The organism is Cohnella massiliensis (genome assembly GCF_900169535.1).
Taxonomy (GTDB): domain Bacteria; phylum Bacillota; class Bacilli; order Paenibacillales; family Paenibacillaceae; genus Cohnella; species Cohnella algarum.
Genome location: NZ_LT821259.1, coordinates 1,663,091 through 1,683,464, shown reverse-complemented (window position 1 = coordinate 1,683,464; position 20,374 = coordinate 1,663,091). Strand labels below are relative to the sequence as shown.

Below are 20,374 nucleotides of genomic sequence, written 5' to 3'. Positions count from 1 at the left end.
GCGGCGCGTTTCTTCGTTCGGAACGTTTCAACCGGCCGTGCGGCCCGGCAGTTCGTACGTTTTCAGCTTGGCACCGTCCTCGAACGCGTAAAAATCGATCGCCTGCCGTTCCGTCTCCGGATCGGCAACATAACGAATTTCCCAAGCCGGCCGATCCTGAAACCAGCCGGGAAGGATGCGGACGATTTTCGCGCCGGGACGCTCGGAAGCGAACCGCTGCTCGGCCTGGTCCTGCGACAAGCCGTTGGCCAGGGCATCGTTCGCCGCCCCCGACTCCCGCACCCATACGATCCGGGCGACGCCTTCCGCGTCCTTGCCGATGACGACCCAAACCGTTTCCTCCCAAACATGCTTGACGGCCGAATCGATCGAAGTCAGGCCCGCTTCCGTTTTGGCGAGTTCGATCGCTTCCGCCTCGTCCCTGCGGTAATCGGCATCGGCGTTGCGGACCGTCATCACGAGCAGAAGCAGGAGCAGGAGAACGAAGCTTACGGTCAGCACAATCCAGCGAAGCGGCGAGATCCGGGCCGATCTCCGGTAATGGTCGCTGCGGCTCACCGTCACGCACGCAGCCTTTCGAAGCAGCGCTGCGCCTCGCGGCGAATCCGTTCGACGTCGAGCGTGAGCAGCTCCCGATTGCGCATCAGCTGGCGGCCGTCCACCCACATATGGGCGACGTCGGCGCCGGAAGCGGCGTAAACGAGATGGGAAACGTAATCGGTAGCCGGAACGAAGTGAGCCTTTTCGATGGATACGGCGATGAAATCCGCTTTAAGTCCCGGCTTCAGCATGCCCGTTACCCCTTCGAGCCCGATCGCCTTCGCGCCGTACGACGTGCCGAGGCGAAGCGCCTCCGCGGCGGGAACGACCGTCGGCACCTTCGAGACGCCTTTGTGAAGAAGCGCGGCCATCCGGATCTCTTCGAAAAGGTCGAGATTGTTGTTGCTTGCGGCCCCGTCGGTGCCGAGCGATACCGTCACCCCGGCCCGCAGCAGCTCCGGAACGCGGGCGACGCCGCTGGCCAGCTTCAAATTGCTTACCGGGTTGTGCGACACCGCCACGTTGCGATTAGCGAGCAGCGCGATTTCCTCGTCGGTCAGATGCACGGCGTGGGCGACGAGAGCAGGCCGCGAAAACAGGCCGAGACGGTCCAGATGCTCGACCGGGCGAACGCCGTAGTCGCGGACGTTTTGCTCGACTTCCGCTTCGGTCTCGGACATGTGCGTATGTAGCGGAAGTCCGAGTTCGTGAGCGGCGGCGACGATCTTTTCAATGTAATCCGGCGGGCAGGTATATGGCGCATGCGGAGACATCATCACCTGAATCCGGCCGTCCGCTTCTCCGTGCCAATCTTTGGCGAACCCGACAGCGTTGTCCAGCTTGGCCTGCTGAACGTCGGGAGGGCACAGTCCGATCACGCCCCGCGTAAGACTAGCCCGCAGCCCGGAGTCCCTGACGACTTCCGCCACCCGGTCCATATGGTCGTACATGTCCACGAACGTCGTCGTGCCGCTCAAAATCATTTCCGCCGCGGCCAGCGAAGTGCCCCAGTAAACGTCGTCGCCCGTGAATTTCGCTTCCATCGGCCACATATGATTTTGCAGCCAGTCCTGCAAATTCAGGTCGTCCGCGAGCCCTCGAAGCAGCGTCATCGCCGCGTGGCCGTGCGTGTTGATGAGACCGGGCATAAAAAGATGGCCGCGTCCGTCGATCGTCTCTTCCGCCGTCCGTTTTTCCTTCTCCGGCGCGGCTCCGTCGCCGATCGCCGCGATCGCGGTTCCTTCGACCGCCATCCAGCCGTTCACGACCGGCCGCTGCGGATCCATCGTAATCAAAATTGCGTTCTCGATCAGCCAACGTTTCATGGTTCACGATTCCCCTCATCGGTTTGATTTTCTTCGTCGCGGTTCATGTAATATGCCAGGCTGAACAGATCCGCGGTAAAATCGGACTGATGCAGCCGCGTGTCGGGCGGCGTGCGAATGACGGTCGGGGCGAAATTGAGGATGCCCCGGATGCCGGCGGCGACGAACTGGTCGGCGACGTTTTGCGCCTCGGACGCCGGCACCGTAATGATGCCGATCGTAATGTTTTTCTCCTTGACGGTTTCGTTTAATTTTTCCATCGGGAGAATCGTCAAATTGTTGATCGTCTTTCCGATTTGCGAAGGCTCGCGGTCGAAAACGGCGGTGATTTTCATGTTTTCTTTCAAATACATATTGTAATTGCAAAGCGCCCGTCCGAGATTGCCCGTTCCGACAAGGGCGACGAAAAGCGGCCGGTCGAGCTTCAAAATGTGGCGGATTTTTTCGATCAAATATGGAACGTTATACCCGACTCCCTTGCGGCCGAAGTCGCCGAAATAAGCGAGGTCTTTGCGAATTTGGGCCGGATTGAGGTCCAGCTTTTCGCCCAAATCCTGCGACGACACCGTCTGAACGTCGCTTCTGTGCAGTTCGTCCAAATAGCGCAAGTAGATCGGCAAGCGCCGGACAACGACTTCGGAAATTTTATCCTGCTTCATCCGATTCCCCCCTGTCTGCTTATGATAGAATGACCGCTATTCGTGCGCCTGCCCGAGCCAATCGCGGATTCGCCCGACAAGCCCGGAGGCCGGCAAATGCTCCATTTTCGGCCCGGGCAGCGAATATAAAAAGTGCTTGCCGTAATTCGTTTCCAGCACGCGCGTATCGTACAGGATGACAATGCCTTTGTCGCTGGTCGTCCGGACGAGACGGCCGAACCCTTGCTTGAACCGAATGACCGCCTGGGGCAGCGACAGCTTCATGAACGGATTTTTCCGTTCGGCCGCCAGGCGCTCCGATTTGGCCTCGGCTACCGGATGGTTCGGCGGCTGGAAGGGGAGCCTTACGATCGCGAGGCACGTCAGCGCGTCTCCCGGGATGTCGACGCCCTCCCAGAAGCTGCTCGTGCCGAGCAGCACGGACGAGGGCTGCTCCCGGAACTGCCGGGTCAGGCCGCTGCGGCTGCTGCCGTCGATCCCTTGCCCGAGCACTTCGATGCCGGCGGGAGCCAGCAGATCCTTCAGCGGGCCGTGCACCGCTTTAAGCATTCGGTACGAAGTGAAAAGAACGAGCATGCGGCCGCCCGTCGCGCGGGCGACGTCCGCCAGCGAACCGATCAGCGCCTCGGTGAACCGATCCTCCCCGTCGCGCCCCCGGATGTTCGGAAAATCGCGGGGAATGAGCACGAGCGATTGCTCCCGGTAGTTGAACGGGGACGGAAGCTGGGCCGTCATCAGCTTTCCGGCTTTGTCCGCTTGCGTCAAGCCGAGCTGCTCGGTGACGTAATGAAACGATTTGTCGACGGTCAGCGTGGCGGAAGTCATCACGACGCTCGATTTGCGGTCGAAAATGTATTCCTTCAACTTTCCGCTGACGTCGGCCGGAACGCCGTACATCGAGACGGACCGGCTGCGGTATTGCGTTTGCCCTTCAAGCCAGTATACGAAATCCGGATCCGCAAGCGTGACGAACGATTGCAGCTCCGCCTTCACGGCCGCCAAATCCTTGACCGCGCCGTTCAGGTCGGTGAGCAGGCTTTGCAGCGGAAGCTCGTCCGCCCGTTCCCGAATGTCCGGGAGCATTTTTTCGAGCGGTTTGATCAAATCCGACAGCAGCTGAATGACATTGCGGCCGTCGGTCTGGGCCGCCTCCCACTCGTCGGGGAGCTGATCCGGCTTGATCCGGTACGACAAGCTTCCCGTCTCGTCGGAGGCCGAAAGCTTCGCCAGCATGGCGAACAGGCGATCCGTCCAGCGTTCCCAGCTTTCGCGGATGTCCTGAATTTTCGGAACGGCCTCTTCCAGTTTTTCCGTCCAGGCTTGGGCGTCTTTGTCCGGATCGGAAGCGAGCTGCCCGATCAGCTGCGGGAGCAATCCGGTCCGGGCGTCCTTCATGAGCCGGTATAACGGATTTTGCAGCGACCCGTAAGCCGTTTTCTGGCCGAGATGGTGGCTCGCCACTTCCTCCAGATGATGGGCCTCGTCCACGATCAGCTGGCTGTACGCGGGGAGAAGCCGGTTTTCCGCGCGCAGGTCGGTAAACAGCATCGCGTGATTCGTAATGATCAAATCCGCTTTGCCGGCCTCGTTGCGCGACCGGTGGTAAAAGCATTTGCGAAACCACGGGCAGCTTCGATTCAGGCAGGAATCCGCGTCGCTCGCGACCGCGGTCCACTCGTCTTTCGCGCGGCCGTTCAAATTCAGCTCCTCCGCCTCGCCGCGTTCGGTATCCGCCAGCCAGACCGTCATCTGAGCGCGGACGACCGCTTCTTCCTTGCTCATGGCGTATTCGGGAATTTGCAGCTGCTGCTCGAATTTGCGCAGGCATAAATAATTGCTTCGGCCCTTGAAGACGGCCGCCTTGAACGGCACCGGAAGCACCTGCTGCAAAAGCGGCAAATCCCGTTGGCGCAGCTGCTCCTGCAATTGGATCGTATGGGTGCTGACCATGATTTTTTTTGATTCTTTCAATCCATAATAGAGAGCAGGAATCAAATATCCGAGCGATTTTCCGGTGCCGGTTCCCGCCTCGACGAGCAGGTGGGCGTCTTTTTCCAAGGCGTCCAGCACTTGCCCGAACATGATTTCCTGGCCGGTTCTGGGCTCGTAAGTCGGCAGCAGTTCGCGAAGCTTGCCCTGAATCGCTTCCAAAAATCCGGCAAAGCCCGCTTCCTCGGCAAGGCCGGTCGCCCGCTCCGCATTTTCGGACTCCGGTTCGGCTTTTCCCGTTTCGTCGTCGAGCCAATCCTTTACGCGAAGCGCGAATTGCCGGTAATATTCGTACTCTTGTTCGTCCGGGGCGAAAACGGCCTCCCTCGCGGCGGCGATTTCGGCCAGCAGCCAGCCGGTATCGCTTTGCTCGCGATCGAACAGCGCGGCCACCCTTTGCAGCGTCAGAAGCGGAATCGACTTCAACCGTTCCAGGCAGCGCACGAACAAGTCCGCCGTAGCCGAAGCGTCGCTGTCCGCTTGATGGGGGCGATCGTGATTCAATTCCAGTTGAAGCGTCAACGCGGAAAGCCGGTACGAAGGCATCGTGGGGAAAGCGATTTTGGCCAGGTCGAGCGTGTCGAGCATTCTTCCGGAAAAAGGCAAATAGCCGCATCGATCGAGAGCGGCTTGCAAAAAAGCGGCGTCGAAGCCGACGTTGTGCGCGACCAATACCGCATCCTCGAGCAGCGGCACGATTTGCGGCAGCGCCTCGTCGATTCCCGGAGCGTCGGCAACGAGCGCGTCGTCGATCCCGGTCAGCCGGCTGATCCATTCCGGAATCGGCTTTTCCGGCTTTACGAGGGAGGAAAAGGTCCGCAGGACCTTCCCCGCCTCGTCGATCACCACGATGCCGGCCTGGATGATTTCGTCTTTATCGGATGAAGTTCCCGTCGTTTCAAAATCGAGAACGGCAAAGTTCATGCCTGACTTCCTTTCGGTGGCTTTAAGCCGATTCGCAAAACAACTCGCCCGGTTTTCAAGCCTGAACGAGGGCGTGCAATTCCCCGCAGCCGAATTGAAGCTCCAGTTGACCCGAATGGCTTTGGCACGATTCCAGATTGCGGCGCGGCTCTTCGAACGAAGGGTCCGACTCCACCGCTTTGGCAAAATAAAGCTGCGCCTGCTGCAAATTCGCATGGACGGCCTGAACGCAGCCGAGCGCATTATAGGCGACGGCCCTCAGCTTCGCATTGTCGGCAATGGCCGCCACGAGCTGAAAATGGCGCTGCGCTTCGTTGAACTGCTGCAAGTACATGCGGCACATCGCCAGCAGCACCCGCGCGCCGATCAGCTCGGGACGCAGGATCAGCGTTTCCTCGAAGCAGCTTGCGCCTTTGTCGTACATCTGCAGCTTGAAATAACCTTGCCCCATGACGAAGGGCTCGCAAATGTCCGCGTGGGCGGCCGAAGCCGCGGCCTGTTCCTTCAGTTCCCGGTAAACCGCCATTTTGTCCTCGAATTGCAGCCATGATTCAATCATATCATCACTGAGCGACTTTAACACGTCCCATTGCTGATCCAGGCTTTTCTTTTCGGCGACGGAAGCTTGCGGATAACGGCGAATAAGTTCGTCAAGCGTTTCGTTCAAGGCTTCAAACCATTGTCGAATCATTTTCGTCCCCTCCTGCCGCAATCGGGTTTCACCCTCATTCTGCGTTCCGGAGGGGGGTTTCATACGCGTTACAGGACGGTCGAATGAGGTTCTTCCCCCATCATTCGGACCAGGCGATTGTTCTCGTCCACGAGGGCCACCTTCGGTTCGTGGCGCTTCGCCTCTTCGTCGGTCATGTAGCCGTAGGCGATGATGATGACCGTATCGCCGGGCTGGACGAGGCGGGCGGCGGCCCCGTTCAGGCAGACGACTCCCGAGCCGCGGGGACCGGATATCGCGTACGTTTCGAAGCGCGCTCCGTTATGGTTGTTGACGATCTGGACCTTCTCGTCCGGCAAAATGTCGACGGCATCCATCAAGTCCCGGTCGATCGTAATGCTGCCGACATAATTCAAGTTCGCTTCCGTAACGGTCGCGCGGTGGATTTTGGACTTCATCATTTGCCGCAGCATTCAGGACCGCTCCTTTCGTGGTCGTTCGAGTAAAACGTTGTCGATGAGCCGCGTTTTGCCGAACCGCACGGCGAGGGCGACGAGAATCCGCTCTTCCGCCCGGTTCAAAGGCAAATCTTCGGAAAAAGGCTCCAGGTCCGGGTAGGATACGGCTTCGACGTAATCGATATCCGCCAGCGGCTGCGTCCCCAGCCGGCGCTTGATGCGGTCGACCAGCTCGGGAGCCGTGGCTCCGCTTTCGGCCCATTCCGGAACCAGCTTCAACGTTTGCGATAAAATAAGGGCTTGACGCCGTTCCTCTTCGTTTAAGTATACGTTGCGCGAGCTCAGCGCCAGGCCGTCCGGCGCGCGGACGATCGGGCAAGGCACGATTTCGGCGGCAAGGTTCAAATCTTCCGCCATTCGGGAAACGACCGCCACCTGCTGGGCGTCCTTCAATCCGAAATAAGCGCGGTCGGGCGCGACGATGTTCAGCAGCTTGGCGACGACCGCGGCCACGCCGTCGAAATGCCCCGGCCGGCTTGCGCCGCACAGGCGCTCCGTTACGCCGCGAACCGAAACGGCCGTTCGCATCGGCCGGGGATACATCTCCTCGACCGAAGGCATAAAGATCACGTTCGCGCCCGCTTCCGCCGCGACGGTTCTGTCCCGCTCTTCGTCGCGGGGGTACCGTTCGAAATCCTCGTTCGGCCCGAATTGCAGCGGGTTGACGAAAATGCTGATCACGGTCAGCCCGTTTTCTTCCGCGGACCTTCGGATCAGGCTCGCATGCCCTTCGTGCAAATAGCCCATCGTCGGCACGAAGCCGACGGTTCCGGGCTCGCCCGCACGGCCGCGGTATTCGGCGATTTTCCGCTTCAGTTCGGCGATCGTGCGAACGACCTCCGGCGATGCCGCAACGGCATGGTTCATTGCGAATTCCCCCCGTACAACGAATTGGTCAGCGGCTGTGCCGTTTGCGGGCCGGGTTGAAAGGCGTGACCCTCTTCGGGGAACCGCTCGCCCTTCACGTCGCCGACATAGTCCGCGATCGCCGCGCGAATCGTTTCGCCGACGTCGGCATACGTTTTGACGAAGCGTTTGTCGCGAATATTCGAACCGTAGCGGATCAGATCGTGATACACGAGCACCTGTCCGTCGCATCCGCGTCCCGCGCCGATGCCGATGATCGGAATGTCGAGCGAGCGGGAAATTTCGGAGGCGAGCGGCTCGGTGACCAGCTCCAGCACGATGCCGAAAACGCCCGCGTCCCGGAGCGCCCTGGCGTCGGCCTTCAGCTTTTCGGCTTCTTCCGCTCCCTTGCCCTGGACCTTGTAACCGCCGATTTGCAGGACGGATTGGGGGGTCAAGCCCAGATGTCCCAGCACCGGGATGCCGGCTGCGACGAGCGTGCGCACTTCGTCCGCCAGATCCGCTCCGCCTTCGATTTTGACGGCGTGGGCCCCGCCTTCCTGCATGATCCGGGCGGCGTTGCGAAGCGTCGCTGCGCTTCCGAGACGGTACGTCGCAAACGGCATGTCGGTAACGATCATCGTATTCGGCGCGCCGCGAACGACCGCGCGCGTATGATAAATCATATCTTCAAGCGTGACGGGCACCGTCGTTTCATAGCCGAGCACGACGTTGCCGAGCGAATCGCCGACGAGAATCATATCGACTCCGGCTTCTTCGGCGAGCCGGGCGGAAGGATAGTCGTAAGCGGTCAGCATCGCGACCTTCGTTCCTTCTCTTTTCATTGTTCGCAAACGAGGCAAAGTTAATGGCTGTTTCATCGCGTGAAGCGCCTCCTCTTTTGGCCCGGACAAACAAAAAAACCTTCATTTGCCCGTGAGCAAAGAAAGGTTTCCATTCAGCAGGAACGCGCGCTTCACGTCCTTCTGTCTCGGTCCTTTCGGCTCAGAGCAGAATCCGCCGCGAAATGATCACGGTTATTCGTTTGTCCTTGAAAGCCTTGCGCAAGTGCGATTCGCGAACGGCGATAACGCCTTGCCGCTTCATTATAACAGACCGTTCTTCCGGCGTCCACGTTTTCCCGCCCGCCTCTTGTCGCGCAAGTCCGGCAGGCGGGACACGTTAGCCTTCCCGCCAAGGATTGATTTCCGCCGAATAGACCGTTTCGATCGAGCCGTCGGGCAATTCCACCCGAAGCCCTCCCATGTCGCTCAAGCCGCGCGGAACGCCTTCGATGACGCCCTTGGGCGTATGCAGGACGGCGGGGCGGTTCAAATTGACCGAACGCGCTTCCCACAGCGCGCGAATCGGTTCGAACCCTTCCTGCAAGTACAGCTCGTACAGGTTTTCGAATTCTTGGAGAGTGCAGGCGATCAGCTCCGCCCGGTCGACCGGGCGGCCGGCGGCCATTTTGAGCGAAACGGCTTTGCCCGCGACCTCCTCGGGATAATCCTCCCGTTCCAGGTTGACCGAAACCCCGATCCCGACGACGATATACCGAACGCGTTCGTCCTCGGTCGCCGACTCCAGCAAAATCCCGCTGATCTTCCGCCCGTCCACGAGCAAATCGTTCGGCCATTTGATGCCGATCGAAAGCGGCACGACGGCGGAGATCGCCCGGCTGAGCGCGACCGCCGCCAGCAGCGTCAGCTGCGGGGTCGCCTGCATCGGAAGCCGCGGCCGGAGCAGCAAGCTCATCCAGATGCCCTTGCCCGCCGGCGACACCCAGGAGCGGCCCATTCGTCCCCGGCCCGCCGTTTGCTGCTCGGCAATGACGAGGGTCCCTTCGGGAGCGCCTTCTTCCGCGAGCTTGCGCATGACATCCTGCGTCGAGTGCACGCTCTCCAGCAAGTGGAGGACCCGGCCGAACGAACGCGTCTTCATTCGCCCGGCGAGCTCCGCCTGCGACAGCCTTTCCGGCCGTCCCGCAAGCCGGTAGCCGAGCCGGGGCACCGCCTCGATCCGGAACCCTTCCGCTTCCAGCTTGCGGACCTGCTTCCAGACGGCGGTGCGGCTGACGCCGAGGCGGCGGCTGATTTCTTCGCCCGAAACATAGGCGTTCGGTTCGGCCGATTCCAGCAAAGCTAACAAAGACGTTGGTTTCATTTCGTTCCTTCTTTCGAATCCCGATTTCCGCCGATATCCCCTTCGACGGCGGCGGCCTCCGCAAGCAGCGCGTCCCGCTCGTTCGGCAGCCGGCCAAGCGCGACGGCCTCAAGCAGCCGCCGCAGCGTCTTCGCGACCCAGGGGCCCGGTTTTTTGCCGACGGCCTCCGCCACTTCGTCGCCTCTGACGGCGAGCCCTCCGATCGCGGTCGCGGCCATTCGGCCCAGCCAATCCCGGGCCCGTTCGGCAAACCCGGGTTCAAGCGATCCGAGCGCCGCTTCGGGACAAGCCGCCGCCAGCGCGAGCCAATCTTCCGCGGCGGGACGGCCGAATTCGAGCACCGCCAGCGTCCAGCTCCGGCGCAGCTGCTCCCGGACCGGCCCATTAACGTCCGTTCTTTCCGTCTCCCCAAGCTCGTCCGTCCGGGAAGGGGCGGTCTTCGCCGCGTTCGCGTCCGCCGCAAGCCTCCGGCTCAGGCCGACGACAGCCGCGACCCGGGCGCCCCGCTTGACGCCGAGACATAGCGAGCGAAAAACCGCTTCCGCTTCGTCCGGCGCGGCCCCGCCGCCAAGAAGCAGCGCGCACCATCGAAGATCGGGGTCCGCCAGCCGCTTCAGGCCGGAGGCCCCGCCGCCGGTTCCGCCTGGCGGCAGCGCTGCCGACGGCGGCAGCGGCTCGCGGGCGAACCGGAGAAGCCCGCTTTCGGCCAGCAGCGCGAACGCGCGGTCGGGATCGCTTCCGGCCATGATTTTGTCCAGTTCCGTTCCGACCCGCTCCATTGCGATATGCCGAAGCCGTTCCCGCTGTCCGAGCAGTCCGTCCCACGTCTTGGGCGCGAACTCGAATCCGAATTCCGCCGCGAACCGGATGCCGCGCAGCAGCCGGAGCGCGTCTTCGGAGAACCGTTCCGCCGCCTCGCCGACCGTGCGGACGATTCCTCGCCGCAAATCCGCGGCGCCCCCGAACGGGTCGACCGTCGCGCCGTCTCTTCCCCATGCGATGGCGTTAATCGTGAAGTCCCGGCGCGCCAGGTCCTCCTCGACATTTCCGACGAACGACACCTTGTCTGGCCGGCGGGAATCGGTGTATTTGCCTTCCCGCCGGTACGTCGTCACTTCGAACGAGTGCCCCTCGTCCCGTACCGTTACCGTGCCGTGGGCGAGTCCGGTCGGAATCGCGTTCGGGAACATCGCGATAACCTGCTCCGGCGTCGCCGAGGTGGCGATATCGATGTCGTGCAGCTTGCGGCCGAGCAGCCGGTCGCGCACGCAGCCGCCCACCAGATAGGCGGTATGGCCGGCCGATTCGAAGCGGGCGAGCAGCCTCAACGCCGCGGCCCAGGCAATAGGATCCGTATCGGTCAAGCTGCCGCCCTCCCCGTCAAGGCGCCAAGCAAACCGGAAGCTCGAGCTCCTTGGGAATGCCTAAAACCTTGTAATAAATATTTTCGTATTGGGCGGTGATTTTATCGTTGCAAAATTCCGTTCTGGCCCGCGTCAGGCAAGCTTCCCTGAATTCGGCGTACAGCTTTTCGTCGGTCAACAGCCGCAAGGCGTTCTCCGCCATTTCCGCGGTGTTGCCGATAGCGGACAGAAATCCCGTCTTCCCGCTTAACACCAGCTCCGGGATGCCGCCTGCCGCCGAGCCGATCGTCGGAACGCCGCAAGCCATCGCCTCCAGCGCCACGAGCCCGAAGCTTTCTTTTTCCGAAGGGAGCAGCATCAGATCGGCAAGCGAAATGACTTGCGCGACGTCGTCCTGCTTGCCCAGGTAGCAAACCCGATGGCTCAAGCCCATCGCGTCGATTTTCGCCTGAATTTTCGGCAAATCCGGACCTTCGCCGACAAGCAGCAGCTTCGCCTTCGTTTTCTCGTTCACCCTGGCGAAAATGTCCACGACGTCGCAGGCCCGCTTTACCGGCCGGAAATTGGAAATGTGCATTAAAATTTTTTCGCCGGGCTCCGCATAATCCGCCCTCATGTCCGAAACGTCCCGCGGGTAATACACCCGTTTGTCCACGAAATTGTACGTCAGCTCGATCGGCCTTGCGATGTCGAGAAGCTCGCGCGTTTCCCGAATCAAATCCCCGCTGACCGCCGTGACCGCATCGCTGTTTTGAATGCCGAACCGGATCAGATCCTTGAGCGACTCGTCCTGGGCCAGCACCGTAATGTCCGTTCCGTGAAGCGTGGTGACGACCTTGAGCCGGTCGCCGGACATTTGCTTCGCCAAATAAGCGCACAAAGCATGAGGAACGGCATAATGAACGTGAAGCAGGTCAAGCTGCTGAAGCTGCGCGACCTGGTGCATTTTGCTGGCCAGCGAAAGGTCGTAGGGAGGATAGCGAAACACGTAATAATCGGTAACTTCCACTTCATGATAATAAATGTTGCGCTGGAACTTGCCCAAGCGGAATGGCACGCTGTGCGTAATGAAATGAATTTCGTGGCCCTTCTCCGCGAGCAGCTTGCCGAGTTCGGTCGCCACGACGCCGGAACCCCCGAGCGATGGATAACAGGTGATGCCGATTTTGAGCGGCCGATCCATTCCCTCTCCTCCTTTCTACATCCTATTCCCCGAATGCTTGCTTTCTTGACACAAACGAATCCGCTGCCGCGGCGTCAAAAACGATCCAGGCTTATCGGCCCTTTCGCGATGAAGCCTTCCGCAAAAACGAATTTGCGGGCTTGTCCGAACAGCTTGTCCCGCGCCGCCACGTTGTCGAGGTACCCCATCGTCAGCGGAGTCGGCACCCAGTCGCGCAAATCTCCGGCAGGCTCGAATTGCGAACGGTACGCCCGCAGCGCCTCCATTTTGCGTTCGTGCACGTCGGTGACGTCGACGACGAATTGGGGAGCATGCATATCGTTGATAAAATAATAATACAGCATGTCCACCGTCCACGCGGCTTGCTCCGGCATGTAGCGGCGCAGCTTGGCGTTGAACGCCGCTTCCTCCACCATACGGCTGCACATGACGTGGTCCGGATGGCGGTCCGCGAAATAGGGCGCGAAGACGACGCGCGGACGATACCGGCGAATGGCCGCCACGATTTTGCCGACTTGCGAGGAATCGCTTGCCGAAAGCCCGCGATCGGGCAGCTCGAGATTGTCCCGGACGGCGAGGCCGAGAACGGCCGTCGCGGCATCCGCCTCCCGCTTGCGGGTCGCTACGTCGCCGTTCGAGCTCATTTCGGCTCGCGTCAAATCGACGATGCCCGTTCTCTGCCCGCTTGCCGCCGCTTTGATCAGCGTGCCGCCCATTCCGATTTCGACATCGTCGGGGTGCGCGCCGAACGCCAGCAAATCAAGGCCGAATTCCGTACGTTCGCTCATTCTTCCAGTCCCGGCTTGTATTTGTGCACAAGCTCGCGCCACGCGAAGTCGCCGCGCTCCAGCGATTTGACGAGCAGCTCGGCCGTCGCGACGTTCGTCGCGACCGGAATGCCCTGCACGTCGCACAGGCGAAGCAGCGCGATAATGTCCGGCTCGTGCGGCTGGGCCATCAGCGGATCCCGCAAAAAGATGATGAGATCCATCTCGTTTTGCGCCACCAGCGCTCCGATTTGCTGGTCGCCGCCGAGCGGACCGGACATGAACCGGTGCACGTTAAGCGACGTGTTTTCCATAATGCGGGTGCCCGTCGTTCCGGTCGCATACAGCTTGTGCGGCTTGAGCACATGCTCGTAGGCGATCGTGAAGTTGACCATTTCGTCTTTTTTTCGGTCGTGGGCTATCAATGCGATTTGCATCATCGTCCGTTCCCCTCCACGTTCGATCGGTTTAAATTACTCTATAAATTAGTCGAGAAAATGCTCGAAGCCGTACACGAGTCCGGTTACGGTCATCACTTTTTTGATCGCGGCGTTGACGCCGGGCATGTACCCGGACCGCTCGTACGAGTCATGGCGGATTTTCAGCGTTTGGCCGTGGCCGCCGAAGATGACCTCCTGCTGGGCGAATACGCCCGGAAGACGGACGCTATGTATTCGAAACCCGTTGTAATAACCGCCTCTTGCGCCTTCGATCGTTTCCTCCTCGTTCGGATTGCCCTGGCGAAGCTCCTGCCTCGTCTGCGCGATCCATTCCGCCGTCTTGATCGAAGTGCCGGAAGGCGCGTCCAGCTTCTGATCGCCATGGTATTCGATAATTTCCACGTGAGGCATATATTTGGCCGCCATCGCGGAAAATTTCATCATGAGAATCGCTCCGATGGAGAAATTGGGCGCGATCAGTCCGCCAATGCCCTTCTCCGCGCACAGCTTGTCCAACTGTTCGATTTGCTCGGGCGTGAACCCGGTCGTCCCCACGACGGGACGAACGCCGTGCCTGATGCAAGCCTCGGTATGGGGAACCGCCGATTTCGGGTTCGTAAAGTCGACCAGAACGTCGGGCTTGGCCGCCTCCAGCGCTTCGTCCAGCCGGTCCGTCACGAAGACGCCGGTGTCGGGCTTGCCGACCAGCGCACCGGCGTCAACCCCCGCGGAAGACCTGCTTATCGCCGCCACCAGCTGCAGTTCCTGATCTTCAAGCACCATTTTGACGACTTCCCGGCCCATCCGGCCGGCGCTTCCTGCTACCGCTACTTTAATCCGTTGCGACATTCCGTTCACCTGTCCCTTTTCCTATGATTGCGAAAGTACGTTAGCTTCAAATTGCGGCGGCGTTCCGCCTTGACGAGGTCAAGCCATTTTTTCGCCTCTTCGTGCTGCGGGTGAAGCTGGAGCGTTTCTTGCAGCGCTTGGAGCGAACGTTCCAAATCGCCTTGCAAACGGTAGGCGATGCCGAGCAGAAGAAACGATTCCGCATCCAAAGGATCGAGCCTCGTTGCGTCGTTCAGCAGCCCGATCGCAAGCTCCGTCGCCGGAGGCTGCCGCTCGAGCAGCGCTTTGGCCTCGCTCGTCAGTTGTCTTGCTTCCAGCGTTTGCACATAATAAAGATAAACCGTCGCTTCAGGGTCCAACTCCGCCGCCCGCTTCGCATGGCGGATGGCGACATCGAGCTTTCCGCTTCTCGACAGCGTGACCGAAGCTTTATAATGATAGGATGCATTGTCCGGCTCCAGTTCAACCGCGCGAAGAAACCAGGCTGCGGCGGCTTCGAAGTCTCCGCGAAGTATCGCCTCGTACGCCTGCCCGACGCAACTTTCCCCATTCATGGCCGATCATCCCTCCTCATCTCGGAAAGGGGATGATACAGCATATGAAGCTTACGGAGCGTCGGTGTCCTTCTTTGTCCAGCGGTCGGCATCGCGGGTATTGAATTTATGCATGACCTTGTCGTGCGCTTCCGTCAGGTCGATGCCGAGCGAATTGGCGAAGCAGAGCACGATGAACAGGACGTCGGCGAGCTCCATCTCGATGGAATTTTCCGCCTCGTCCGGTTTTTTGGGCTTTTCTCCGTAAAGATGGTTCACTTCCCGCGCAAGCTCTCCGGCCTCCTCCGTCAAACGGGCGAGCAAGGCGAGCGGGGAAAAATAGCCTTCTTTAAACTGCGAAATATAGGCGTCCACTTCGCGCTGGATATCGGCGAGGGTCTTTTGGGCCAGCGGCTTGCCGGCGATGCGCGATTCTCCCATAAAACCGGTTCCTTTCCGTCGCAAGCTTCGGCTTGCTTGTCATTATGGACTGCTGCTCGAAAAAAGTCGAGGAAACGAATCCTTCGACTTATCCCTATGTTAGCTTAAGACGGATTCAAAAACAAACCAAATTTTTGGCGGAGGGACGGCTTGTGAACAACAAACGCTTGGAAGATTCGGTCCGATCCTGGCTCGTTCTGATTGCGGGAACGGCCATTTACGCCTTCGGGCTGGAGTACTTCATTTTGCCCAACCGGCTGATGGAAGGCGGCGTGACGGGAATCGCGGTGCTGCTGCACTATGCGGCAGGTTGGCCGACCGGGCTGTCCACCCTGCTCATCAACCTGCCGCTGTTCCTCATCGGCTGGCGTCAGCTCGGCAAAAGCGCGATGGTCTTCACGGTCGGCGGCACCGTGCTCCTGTCCTTGTTTTTATGGATATGGGAGCGCGTCATCGCGCTCGGGTGGATTCGGCCGTTCGCGACGGAGTACGACTTTTTTCTCGTCGCGCTGTATGCCGGGGTTACGCTCGGAGCCGGGCTCGGCCTCGTCTTCCGGTCGGGGGGCACGACCGGCGGGGTCGATATCATCGCCCGGATCGTGCAGCGGTGGCGGGGATTCAGCATCGGGCAAATCATTTTGGCGATGGATATCGTCATCATCGGCGCCTCGTTGTTTTTCATTCCGAAGGAGCGGGTTCTCTATACGCTCGTCAGCGTTTTTATCGCCTCCAAGGTGATCGACTTTATCCAGGAAGGGGCGTATTCGGCCAAGGCGTTCACCGTGCTGTGCAAATCGCCGGAGCAGCTCGCCAAGACGATCGCCAGGGAACTGGACCGGGGCGTCACGCTCATGCCCGCCGTCGGCGGCTATTCGGGCGAGCCGAAAACGATGCTGTACTGCGTCGTCAGCCGCTTCGAAATCCGCAAATTAAAAAGCCTCGTCCGCCAGCATGACAGACAGGCTTTTATCGTGATCAGCGACGTGCATGACGTGCTCGGCGAAGGCTTCCGGGAAGGCGAAGAAGCGACTTGAACCAACGGTCGGCCGCGTCCTTGCGCTCCCGGTCCGAACCGTAATTCGGATGCGAGCGGTCGAAACGGAACCGCCTCCATCCGGCCCAGGTCAATATCGCCACGATGATCGAGCCCAGCGTCGCGCTGAACCCCCAGGGAGGAGGCACGACCGCCGGGACGGTCGCGGGCCGCTCCCCTTCGGGCGGGAACAATCCCTCCATCGCTTCCCGCAAAGGCGGAATCAGCTCCCCGAGCAGCTTCGGGTCGGGCGTCTCCGACCGCAACAGCCGGTCCGCGTAGCGAATGACCGCATCCCCCCGCTCGACGACGTAAGGCTCTCTTTGCAGCGCGACCGCCGTCCGAATGAGCCGGTAATGATCCGCCAGGCCGTTCCATGCCGCTTGCGCTTCCTTCGTTACGCGCCCCGGGCTTGCGCCAAGCTCTCGTTCCAATACGCTTACGTCTTCCCGCAGCACCGGACGATATTGAAGCCACAGCGGCTTTCGCGGCTCGGCAAGGGCATCCGCCGCAAGCCGCAATTCCGCCGCAGATGTCTGAATCCGTTTGGCGTCTTGCGAGACGGCGGCCATCGCCCGCTTCATCTTGGCGACGCTGTCGGCGAGCGCCTGGATCCCCTCCGCCGTGGCGATCGCCGTCATCGGCAATTTTCGCAGCCGAAGTTCCGCTTCCTGCAGCGAACGGGCGGCGGCAAGCCTGTCCCCTTCGCCTACCGCCTTGTACAGCGCTTCGGCCGCGTTTCGGAACGCCTTCACCGCCTGATCGTCGGCGGCCCGAGCGGTCGAAGAAGCGTCAGCGCCGGCGGACCGTTCGGGAGCGTCGCCTGCGGCTTTCGCGCCGGCGGCCGCCGAAAAGAGCAGTACGGCCGCCAGCGCCAGCAGCGGCATGAGCCGAAGCCCGCACATATGAAGGAATCGGGACCATCTGCCGTTTCGTCTTTGACGGCGGCGATTCCGATTTGTCGATAACGAATCAGCGCAAACCATGGACATCCCCCTCCTGCCTTACCTTATGAGGGGATGTCCACGCTTAGAACCGGTTCGAATCCGCCGAAGCCGGGATGCCGCGAATCGTATCGAGATAGCGAAACAGGCCGCCGGCCATGACGCTGAAGGCGGTCAACAGGAACGTAAACAGGGCGACTTCCTGCAAATAAGCGGGATCGAGCTGCCTCGGCAAATAAGGGTAAACGCCGTACCCGTAGTCGACGGTGTCGTTCAAAAACGTCCAGAACGCCGCCGCGCCGAGCGCCCATCCGCCGAACCGGAAAAACCGGGCGTACGCGCATGCGCAGACGGCCATCGCGGTATGGGACGCGACGAGCATCCAGTCTTGCCAGACGAGCTGGTCGCCGAGCGCCGCTCCCGCGAAAATGACGGCCGTCGCCCAAATGCCGTATTTGATCGACGTGACGACCGCCAGCGCTTCGACGATGGCGCGAACGCCGCCCCAAAATCCGCCGCCCGTCGGTTTCGGCCGCAGCCAAAGCCACAAAACGGCGATCGCGAAAAACAGCGACGCCGTCGGGCTGTCCGGCACGAACGGAAGCTGCCACAACGGATGCGTTTCCCACGTGTCCTGGAGCTGTCCCCCGTACCAGATATAACCGTAAACCGTGCCGGGAACGTAAAAAATCATCAGCAGCGTCAGCGTCGTCGGGTGCAGCAAACATCCCCGGGACAAAAACCATTTCCAGCTCATGCCTTGTCTCCTCTCGATTGAAACGACGCGCCGAAACGCTTCGAATCGTTGCAAAAGACCTGACCGTTTCCGGTCAGGTCTGCTCGTGGTTCGTCTTTATTCCGCCGCTTCGGCCTTCTGCGTCGAAAGCCAGGTGGCGATTTGGTCGATTTGGTCCGCGGTAAGCGTTCCGCCGTTCTCTTGCCCGAACGCCGGCATCGCGCCTTCGCCCGCGCCGTTCGTGATGATGTCGACGAGCTCTTCCTTCGACATCGTGTCGCCGATGCCGCGAAGCGACGGCGCGCCTCCGCCTTCGAGCTCCGCGCCGTGGCAGGCGATGCATTGCGCTTCCTGCATGATGCTGAACGCGGGATCGTCGGGATTGACGAGCGCCACGACGTTCTCCTTGCCGGCGATAAAACGCCCCTTGCCCTGTTCGATCGATTCGCGCGATTTCTCCTCGCGTTCGATATGCTCGGGGACGACGCCGTTTTTCTCGAGTTCATGCTGGTAGTGATCCCAGGATACCCAGGTCAGGTATACGCAGGCGACCAGCGAAACGATCATCAGCGAGGAAGCGATCGGACGGCGGTAGAAGCGGCGCTCCTTGCCGGTATCGAGAAACGGCGCGAGGAGCAGAGCTCCGAACGCGATCCCCGGAATCCCGATCGTGCCGAGCACGATGTAGCTTTCGGATGCATAATGATACTTGAGCAGCTGGTAAATAAACAGAAAGTACCAGTCCGGCATCGGGATGAACGATCCGTTCATCGGATCCGCCGGGTAACCGAGCGGAGCCGGATGAGCGATCGTCAGAACGAGAAAGCCGACCAGAACGACGACGCCGGCCATCCATTCCTTGAGCAGGAAGTTCGGGATGAACGCTTCGGACTTTCCGGGGAAAGCCGTATAGTCCGGAGGCGTCTGAAAGCCCTTGCCCTTGCGAATGCGGGAATCGCCGATATAAACGACTTTTTCATCGGATTTGGATCCGTGTCCGTGTGCCATAAGCTTGCCACTCCCCTCTTTCTTACAGCGGCCCGGAGATGCCCTGTTTTCGAATCATGAAGAAGTGCGCAGCTAGCAGCGTAAGCAGCAGGCCCGGCAGGAAGAAGACGTGGATCGCGAAGAAACGCGTGAGCGTTTGCGCGCCGACGATCGTGCCCCCAGCCAGCAACTCCTTGATGTACCCGCCGATCCAAGGAACCGAACCGGCGATTTCCATGCCGACCTTGGTCGCGAAGTACGCCTTGTTGTCCCACGGCAGCAAATAGCCCGTGAAGCCAAGGCCCAGCATGACGAAGAAAATGAGCATTCCGACGACCCAGTTCATTTCGCGCGGCGCTTTGTAAGAACCGGTGAAAAATACGCGAAGGGTATGTAGGAACATCATAACGATAACCAGACTCGCTCCCCAGTGGTGCATGCCCCGGACGATCGCGCCGAAGGCTACCTGATGCTGGAGGTAATCGACGCTGTAGTAAGCGTTGATAATGTCCGGCACATAATACATGGTCAGAAACATCCCCGAAAGGATTTGGATGACGGTAATGAAGAACGTCAATCCGCCGAAGCAATAGACGAATGCGGAGAAGTGATGCGCCGGGTTGACGTGCTCCGGCACCTCGTGGTCCGCGATATCGCGCCACAACGGCGTAACGTCGAGACGCTCGTCAATCCAGTTATACATGCTTTTAAACATGGGACGAAACGCCCTCCTTCTACGTGCGCGTATTCGATACTAGCGGTCCGAGGTACACCCACCCGTTTTCGATCTTGACCTCGTACTCGTCGAGCGCCTTGGGCGCTACCGCCAGATTTTTGCCGTCTTTCGTATACCGTGCCCCGTGACAAGGACAGTGATATTCGTCCGGCTTCTCCGTGCCCCAGCTGATCGTGCACCCCAAGTGCTTGCACACCGGCGACAGCGCAAAGATCTTGTTGTCGTTGCCTTTCGCGATGTACGCTTCCAACTGCGGATCGCTCTCGTACCATCCGTCCACCTGATGGATCTTGAACGAAATCTTTTGCGGATCCTGCGTCACCTTGGCTTCTTCGACGACCTTCACGAAGCCGGTTTCCGTTTTCTTCTGGAGAAGCGGATCGACGGCGAAACGAAGCATCGGAAGGATGGCGCCGCCGGCCATAAATGCGGTCGCGCCGCCCAGCGTATAGGACAGAAATTGACGTCTTGTCATTTCCTGGCGTTTGATCGGCTTATGCGCGGCCTCGTGCTGCTCGTTATGTTCCATTGTTCTACCCCCTTTGCCCACCAATGTCGCTGTCCACCATGGACATTGCCTTACTGTTCACAAGACATAATTTATAATAGTACACGCATATGGGGGCGTCAACAATTGCCAAGACGAATAACCGGCTTGTGTGAAAACGCAGGTCAAAAATGTTTCAAATTTGTCACATTTGTCGGACTTGTGGAGACGGTAATT

Annotated in this window: 22 protein-coding genes; 1 reads left to right on the top strand and 21 read right to left on the bottom strand. The window is 60.2% G+C overall.

Going from position 1 to position 20,374, the window contains the following annotated elements; translation table 11 throughout:
- Window positions 1-27: 27 nt before the first annotated feature.
- From B7E11_RS21660 to B7E11_RS21585, 16 genes are all read right to left on the bottom strand, one after another.
- Entirely contained in the window at window positions 28-564 is a 537-nt protein-coding gene (locus tag B7E11_RS21660) for a cell wall elongation regulator TseB-like domain-containing protein (protein ID WP_080838775.1), read from the bottom strand.
- Window positions 561-1,865, bottom strand: a complete 1,305-nt coding sequence (locus tag B7E11_RS21655; RefSeq protein ID WP_080838773.1) for an amidohydrolase — start codon at window positions 1,863-1,865, stop codon at window positions 561-563. The genes B7E11_RS21660 and B7E11_RS21655 overlap by 4 nt, the downstream gene beginning before the upstream one ends.
- Window positions 1,862-2,524 carry a redox-sensing transcriptional repressor Rex gene (locus B7E11_RS21650; protein ID WP_080838771.1) on the bottom strand — a complete coding sequence of 221 codons (663 nt, stop codon included), beginning with the start codon at window positions 2,522-2,524 and terminating at the stop codon, window positions 1,862-1,864. The genes B7E11_RS21655 and B7E11_RS21650 overlap by 4 nt, the downstream gene beginning before the upstream one ends.
- A gap of 36 nt (window positions 2,525-2,560) precedes the next feature.
- Window positions 2,561-5,437 carry an ATP-dependent DNA helicase DinG gene (dinG, locus tag B7E11_RS21645; RefSeq protein ID WP_080838769.1) on the bottom strand — a complete coding sequence of 959 codons (2,877 nt, stop codon included), beginning with the start codon at window positions 5,435-5,437 and terminating at the stop codon, window positions 2,561-2,563.
- 55 nt (window positions 5,438-5,492) lie between these two features.
- Window positions 5,493-6,128, bottom strand: a complete 636-nt coding sequence (locus tag B7E11_RS21640; protein WP_080838768.1) for a tetratricopeptide repeat protein — start codon at window positions 6,126-6,128, stop codon at window positions 5,493-5,495.
- 68 nt (window positions 6,129-6,196) lie between these two features.
- Window positions 6,197-6,580, bottom strand: coding sequence for an aspartate 1-decarboxylase (gene panD, locus B7E11_RS21635; RefSeq protein WP_080838766.1), 384 nt, complete (start codon window positions 6,578-6,580; stop codon window positions 6,197-6,199).
- A complete protein-coding gene (gene panC, locus B7E11_RS21630) occupies window positions 6,581-7,492 on the bottom strand; it encodes a pantoate--beta-alanine ligase (protein ID WP_080838765.1) in 912 nt (303 codons plus the stop codon).
- Window positions 7,489-8,352 (bottom strand): 3-methyl-2-oxobutanoate hydroxymethyltransferase, encoded by an 864-nt coding sequence (gene panB, locus B7E11_RS21625; protein WP_080838764.1) that lies wholly within the window; start codon window positions 8,350-8,352, stop codon window positions 7,489-7,491. The genes panC and panB overlap by 4 nt, the downstream gene beginning before the upstream one ends.
- A gap of 301 nt (window positions 8,353-8,653) precedes the next feature.
- Complete coding sequence (locus tag B7E11_RS21620) at window positions 8,654-9,637, bottom strand: biotin--[acetyl-CoA-carboxylase] ligase (protein ID WP_080838763.1); 984 nt, start codon at window positions 9,635-9,637, stop codon at window positions 8,654-8,656.
- On the bottom strand, window positions 9,634-11,001 hold the full coding sequence (locus B7E11_RS21615; RefSeq protein ID WP_080838761.1) for a CCA tRNA nucleotidyltransferase: 1,368 nt from the start codon (window positions 10,999-11,001) through the stop codon (window positions 9,634-9,636). The genes B7E11_RS21620 and B7E11_RS21615 overlap by 4 nt, the downstream gene beginning before the upstream one ends.
- A 16-nt stretch (window positions 11,002-11,017) precedes the next feature.
- Window positions 11,018-12,184 (bottom strand): N-acetyl-alpha-D-glucosaminyl L-malate synthase BshA, encoded by a 1,167-nt coding sequence (gene bshA, locus B7E11_RS21610; RefSeq protein WP_080838759.1) that lies wholly within the window; start codon window positions 12,182-12,184, stop codon window positions 11,018-11,020.
- 74 nt (window positions 12,185-12,258) lie between these two features.
- Window positions 12,259-12,972 (bottom strand): bacillithiol biosynthesis deacetylase BshB1, encoded by a 714-nt coding sequence (bshB1, locus tag B7E11_RS21605; protein ID WP_080838757.1) that lies wholly within the window; start codon window positions 12,970-12,972, stop codon window positions 12,259-12,261.
- Window positions 12,969-13,391, bottom strand: a complete 423-nt coding sequence (mgsA, locus tag B7E11_RS21600) for a methylglyoxal synthase (RefSeq protein WP_080838755.1) — start codon at window positions 13,389-13,391, stop codon at window positions 12,969-12,971. Before mgsA ends, bshB1 begins: the two co-directional genes overlap by 4 nt.
- Before the next feature lie 45 nt (window positions 13,392-13,436).
- Entirely contained in the window at window positions 13,437-14,240 is an 804-nt protein-coding gene (dapB, locus tag B7E11_RS21595; RefSeq protein WP_080840929.1) for a 4-hydroxy-tetrahydrodipicolinate reductase, read from the bottom strand.
- Between the two features lie 5 nt (window positions 14,241-14,245).
- Complete coding sequence (locus B7E11_RS21590) at window positions 14,246-14,794, bottom strand: tetratricopeptide repeat protein (protein WP_080838753.1); 549 nt, start codon at window positions 14,792-14,794, stop codon at window positions 14,246-14,248.
- A gap of 51 nt (window positions 14,795-14,845) precedes the next feature.
- Window positions 14,846-15,214: a nucleotide pyrophosphohydrolase gene (locus tag B7E11_RS21585; protein WP_080838751.1), complete on the bottom strand. Its 369-nt coding sequence runs from the start codon at window positions 15,212-15,214 to the stop codon at window positions 14,846-14,848.
- A gap of 152 nt (window positions 15,215-15,366) precedes the next feature.
- Between B7E11_RS21585 and B7E11_RS21580 the strand changes: the two genes are divergently transcribed.
- On the top strand, window positions 15,367-16,248 hold the full coding sequence (locus tag B7E11_RS21580; protein ID WP_245809787.1) for a YitT family protein: 882 nt from the start codon (window positions 15,367-15,369) through the stop codon (window positions 16,246-16,248).
- Here B7E11_RS21580 and B7E11_RS21575 read toward each other — a convergent pair.
- The 5 genes from B7E11_RS21575 to B7E11_RS21555 all read right to left on the bottom strand — a co-directional run bounded on the left by B7E11_RS21575 (window position 16,190) and on the right by B7E11_RS21555 (window position 20,179).
- Entirely contained in the window at window positions 16,190-17,134 is a 945-nt protein-coding gene (locus tag B7E11_RS21575; RefSeq protein WP_176220848.1) for a sporulation protein YpjB, read from the bottom strand. The two genes, B7E11_RS21580 and B7E11_RS21575, sit on opposite strands and share 59 nt — an antisense overlap.
- 142 nt (window positions 17,135-17,276) lie before the next feature.
- Entirely contained in the window at window positions 17,277-17,948 is a 672-nt protein-coding gene (locus tag B7E11_RS21570) for a DUF1405 domain-containing protein (protein ID WP_080838747.1), read from the bottom strand.
- Window positions 17,949-18,044: 96 nt separating this feature from the next.
- Window positions 18,045-18,935, bottom strand: coding sequence for a menaquinol-cytochrome c reductase cytochrome b/c subunit (locus B7E11_RS21565; protein ID WP_080838745.1), 891 nt, complete (start codon window positions 18,933-18,935; stop codon window positions 18,045-18,047).
- Window positions 18,936-18,957: 22 nt separating this feature from the next.
- A complete protein-coding gene (gene qcrB / locus B7E11_RS21560; RefSeq protein WP_080838743.1) occupies window positions 18,958-19,629 on the bottom strand; it encodes a menaquinol-cytochrome c reductase cytochrome b subunit in 672 nt (223 codons plus the stop codon).
- Window positions 19,630-19,648: 19 nt separating this feature from the next.
- Window positions 19,649-20,179: a Rieske (2Fe-2S) protein gene (locus B7E11_RS21555; RefSeq protein ID WP_080838741.1), complete on the bottom strand. Its 531-nt coding sequence runs from the start codon at window positions 20,177-20,179 to the stop codon at window positions 19,649-19,651.
- Window positions 20,180-20,374 lie beyond the last annotated feature (195 nt).

Coding starts and splice junctions, on each gene's coding strand:
- bshA (WP_080838759.1), bottom strand. CDS start 12,184: ATGGATCGGCCGCTCAAAATCGGCATCACCTGTTATCCATCGCTCGGG.
- panC (WP_080838765.1), bottom strand. CDS start 7,492: ATGAACCATGCCGTTGCGGCATCGCCGGAGGTCGTTCGCACGATCGCC.
- bshB1 (WP_080838757.1), bottom strand. CDS start 12,972: ATGAGCGAACGTACGGAATTCGGCCTTGATTTGCTGGCGTTCGGCGCG.
- B7E11_RS21575 (WP_176220848.1), bottom strand. CDS start 17,134: ATGCCGCTGCTGGCGCTGGCGGCCGTACTGCTCTTTTCGGCGGCCGCC.
- mgsA (WP_080838755.1), bottom strand. CDS start 13,391: ATGATGCAAATCGCATTGATAGCCCACGACCGAAAAAAAGACGAAATG.
- B7E11_RS21640 (WP_080838768.1), bottom strand. CDS start 6,128: ATGATTCGACAATGGTTTGAAGCCTTGAACGAAACGCTTGACGAACTT.
- B7E11_RS21655 (WP_080838773.1), bottom strand. CDS start 1,865: ATGAAACGTTGGCTGATCGAGAACGCAATTTTGATTACGATGGATCCG.
- B7E11_RS21620 (WP_080838763.1), bottom strand. CDS start 9,637: ATGAAACCAACGTCTTTGTTAGCTTTGCTGGAATCGGCCGAACCGAAC.
- B7E11_RS21590 (WP_080838753.1), bottom strand. CDS start 14,794: ATGAATGGGGAAAGTTGCGTCGGGCAGGCGTACGAGGCGATACTTCGC.
- panB (WP_080838764.1), bottom strand. CDS start 8,352: ATGAAACAGCCATTAACTTTGCCTCGTTTGCGAACAATGAAAAGAGAA.
- dapB (WP_080840929.1), bottom strand. CDS start 14,240: ATGTCGCAACGGATTAAAGTAGCGGTAGCAGGAAGCGCCGGCCGGATG.
- B7E11_RS21570 (WP_080838747.1), bottom strand. CDS start 17,948: ATGAGCTGGAAATGGTTTTTGTCCCGGGGATGTTTGCTGCACCCGACG.
- dinG (WP_080838769.1), bottom strand. CDS start 5,437: ATGAACTTTGCCGTTCTCGATTTTGAAACGACGGGAACTTCATCCGAT.
- panD (WP_080838766.1), bottom strand. CDS start 6,580: ATGCTGCGGCAAATGATGAAGTCCAAAATCCACCGCGCGACCGTTACG.
- B7E11_RS21585 (WP_080838751.1), bottom strand. CDS start 15,214: ATGGGAGAATCGCGCATCGCCGGCAAGCCGCTGGCCCAAAAGACCCTC.
- B7E11_RS21555 (WP_080838741.1), bottom strand. CDS start 20,179: ATGGAACATAACGAGCAGCACGAGGCCGCGCATAAGCCGATCAAACGC.
- qcrB (WP_080838743.1), bottom strand. CDS start 19,629: ATGTTTAAAAGCATGTATAACTGGATTGACGAGCGTCTCGACGTTACG.
- B7E11_RS21650 (WP_080838771.1), bottom strand. CDS start 2,524: ATGAAGCAGGATAAAATTTCCGAAGTCGTTGTCCGGCGCTTGCCGATC.
- B7E11_RS21565 (WP_080838745.1), bottom strand. CDS start 18,935: ATGGCACACGGACACGGATCCAAATCCGATGAAAAAGTCGTTTATATC.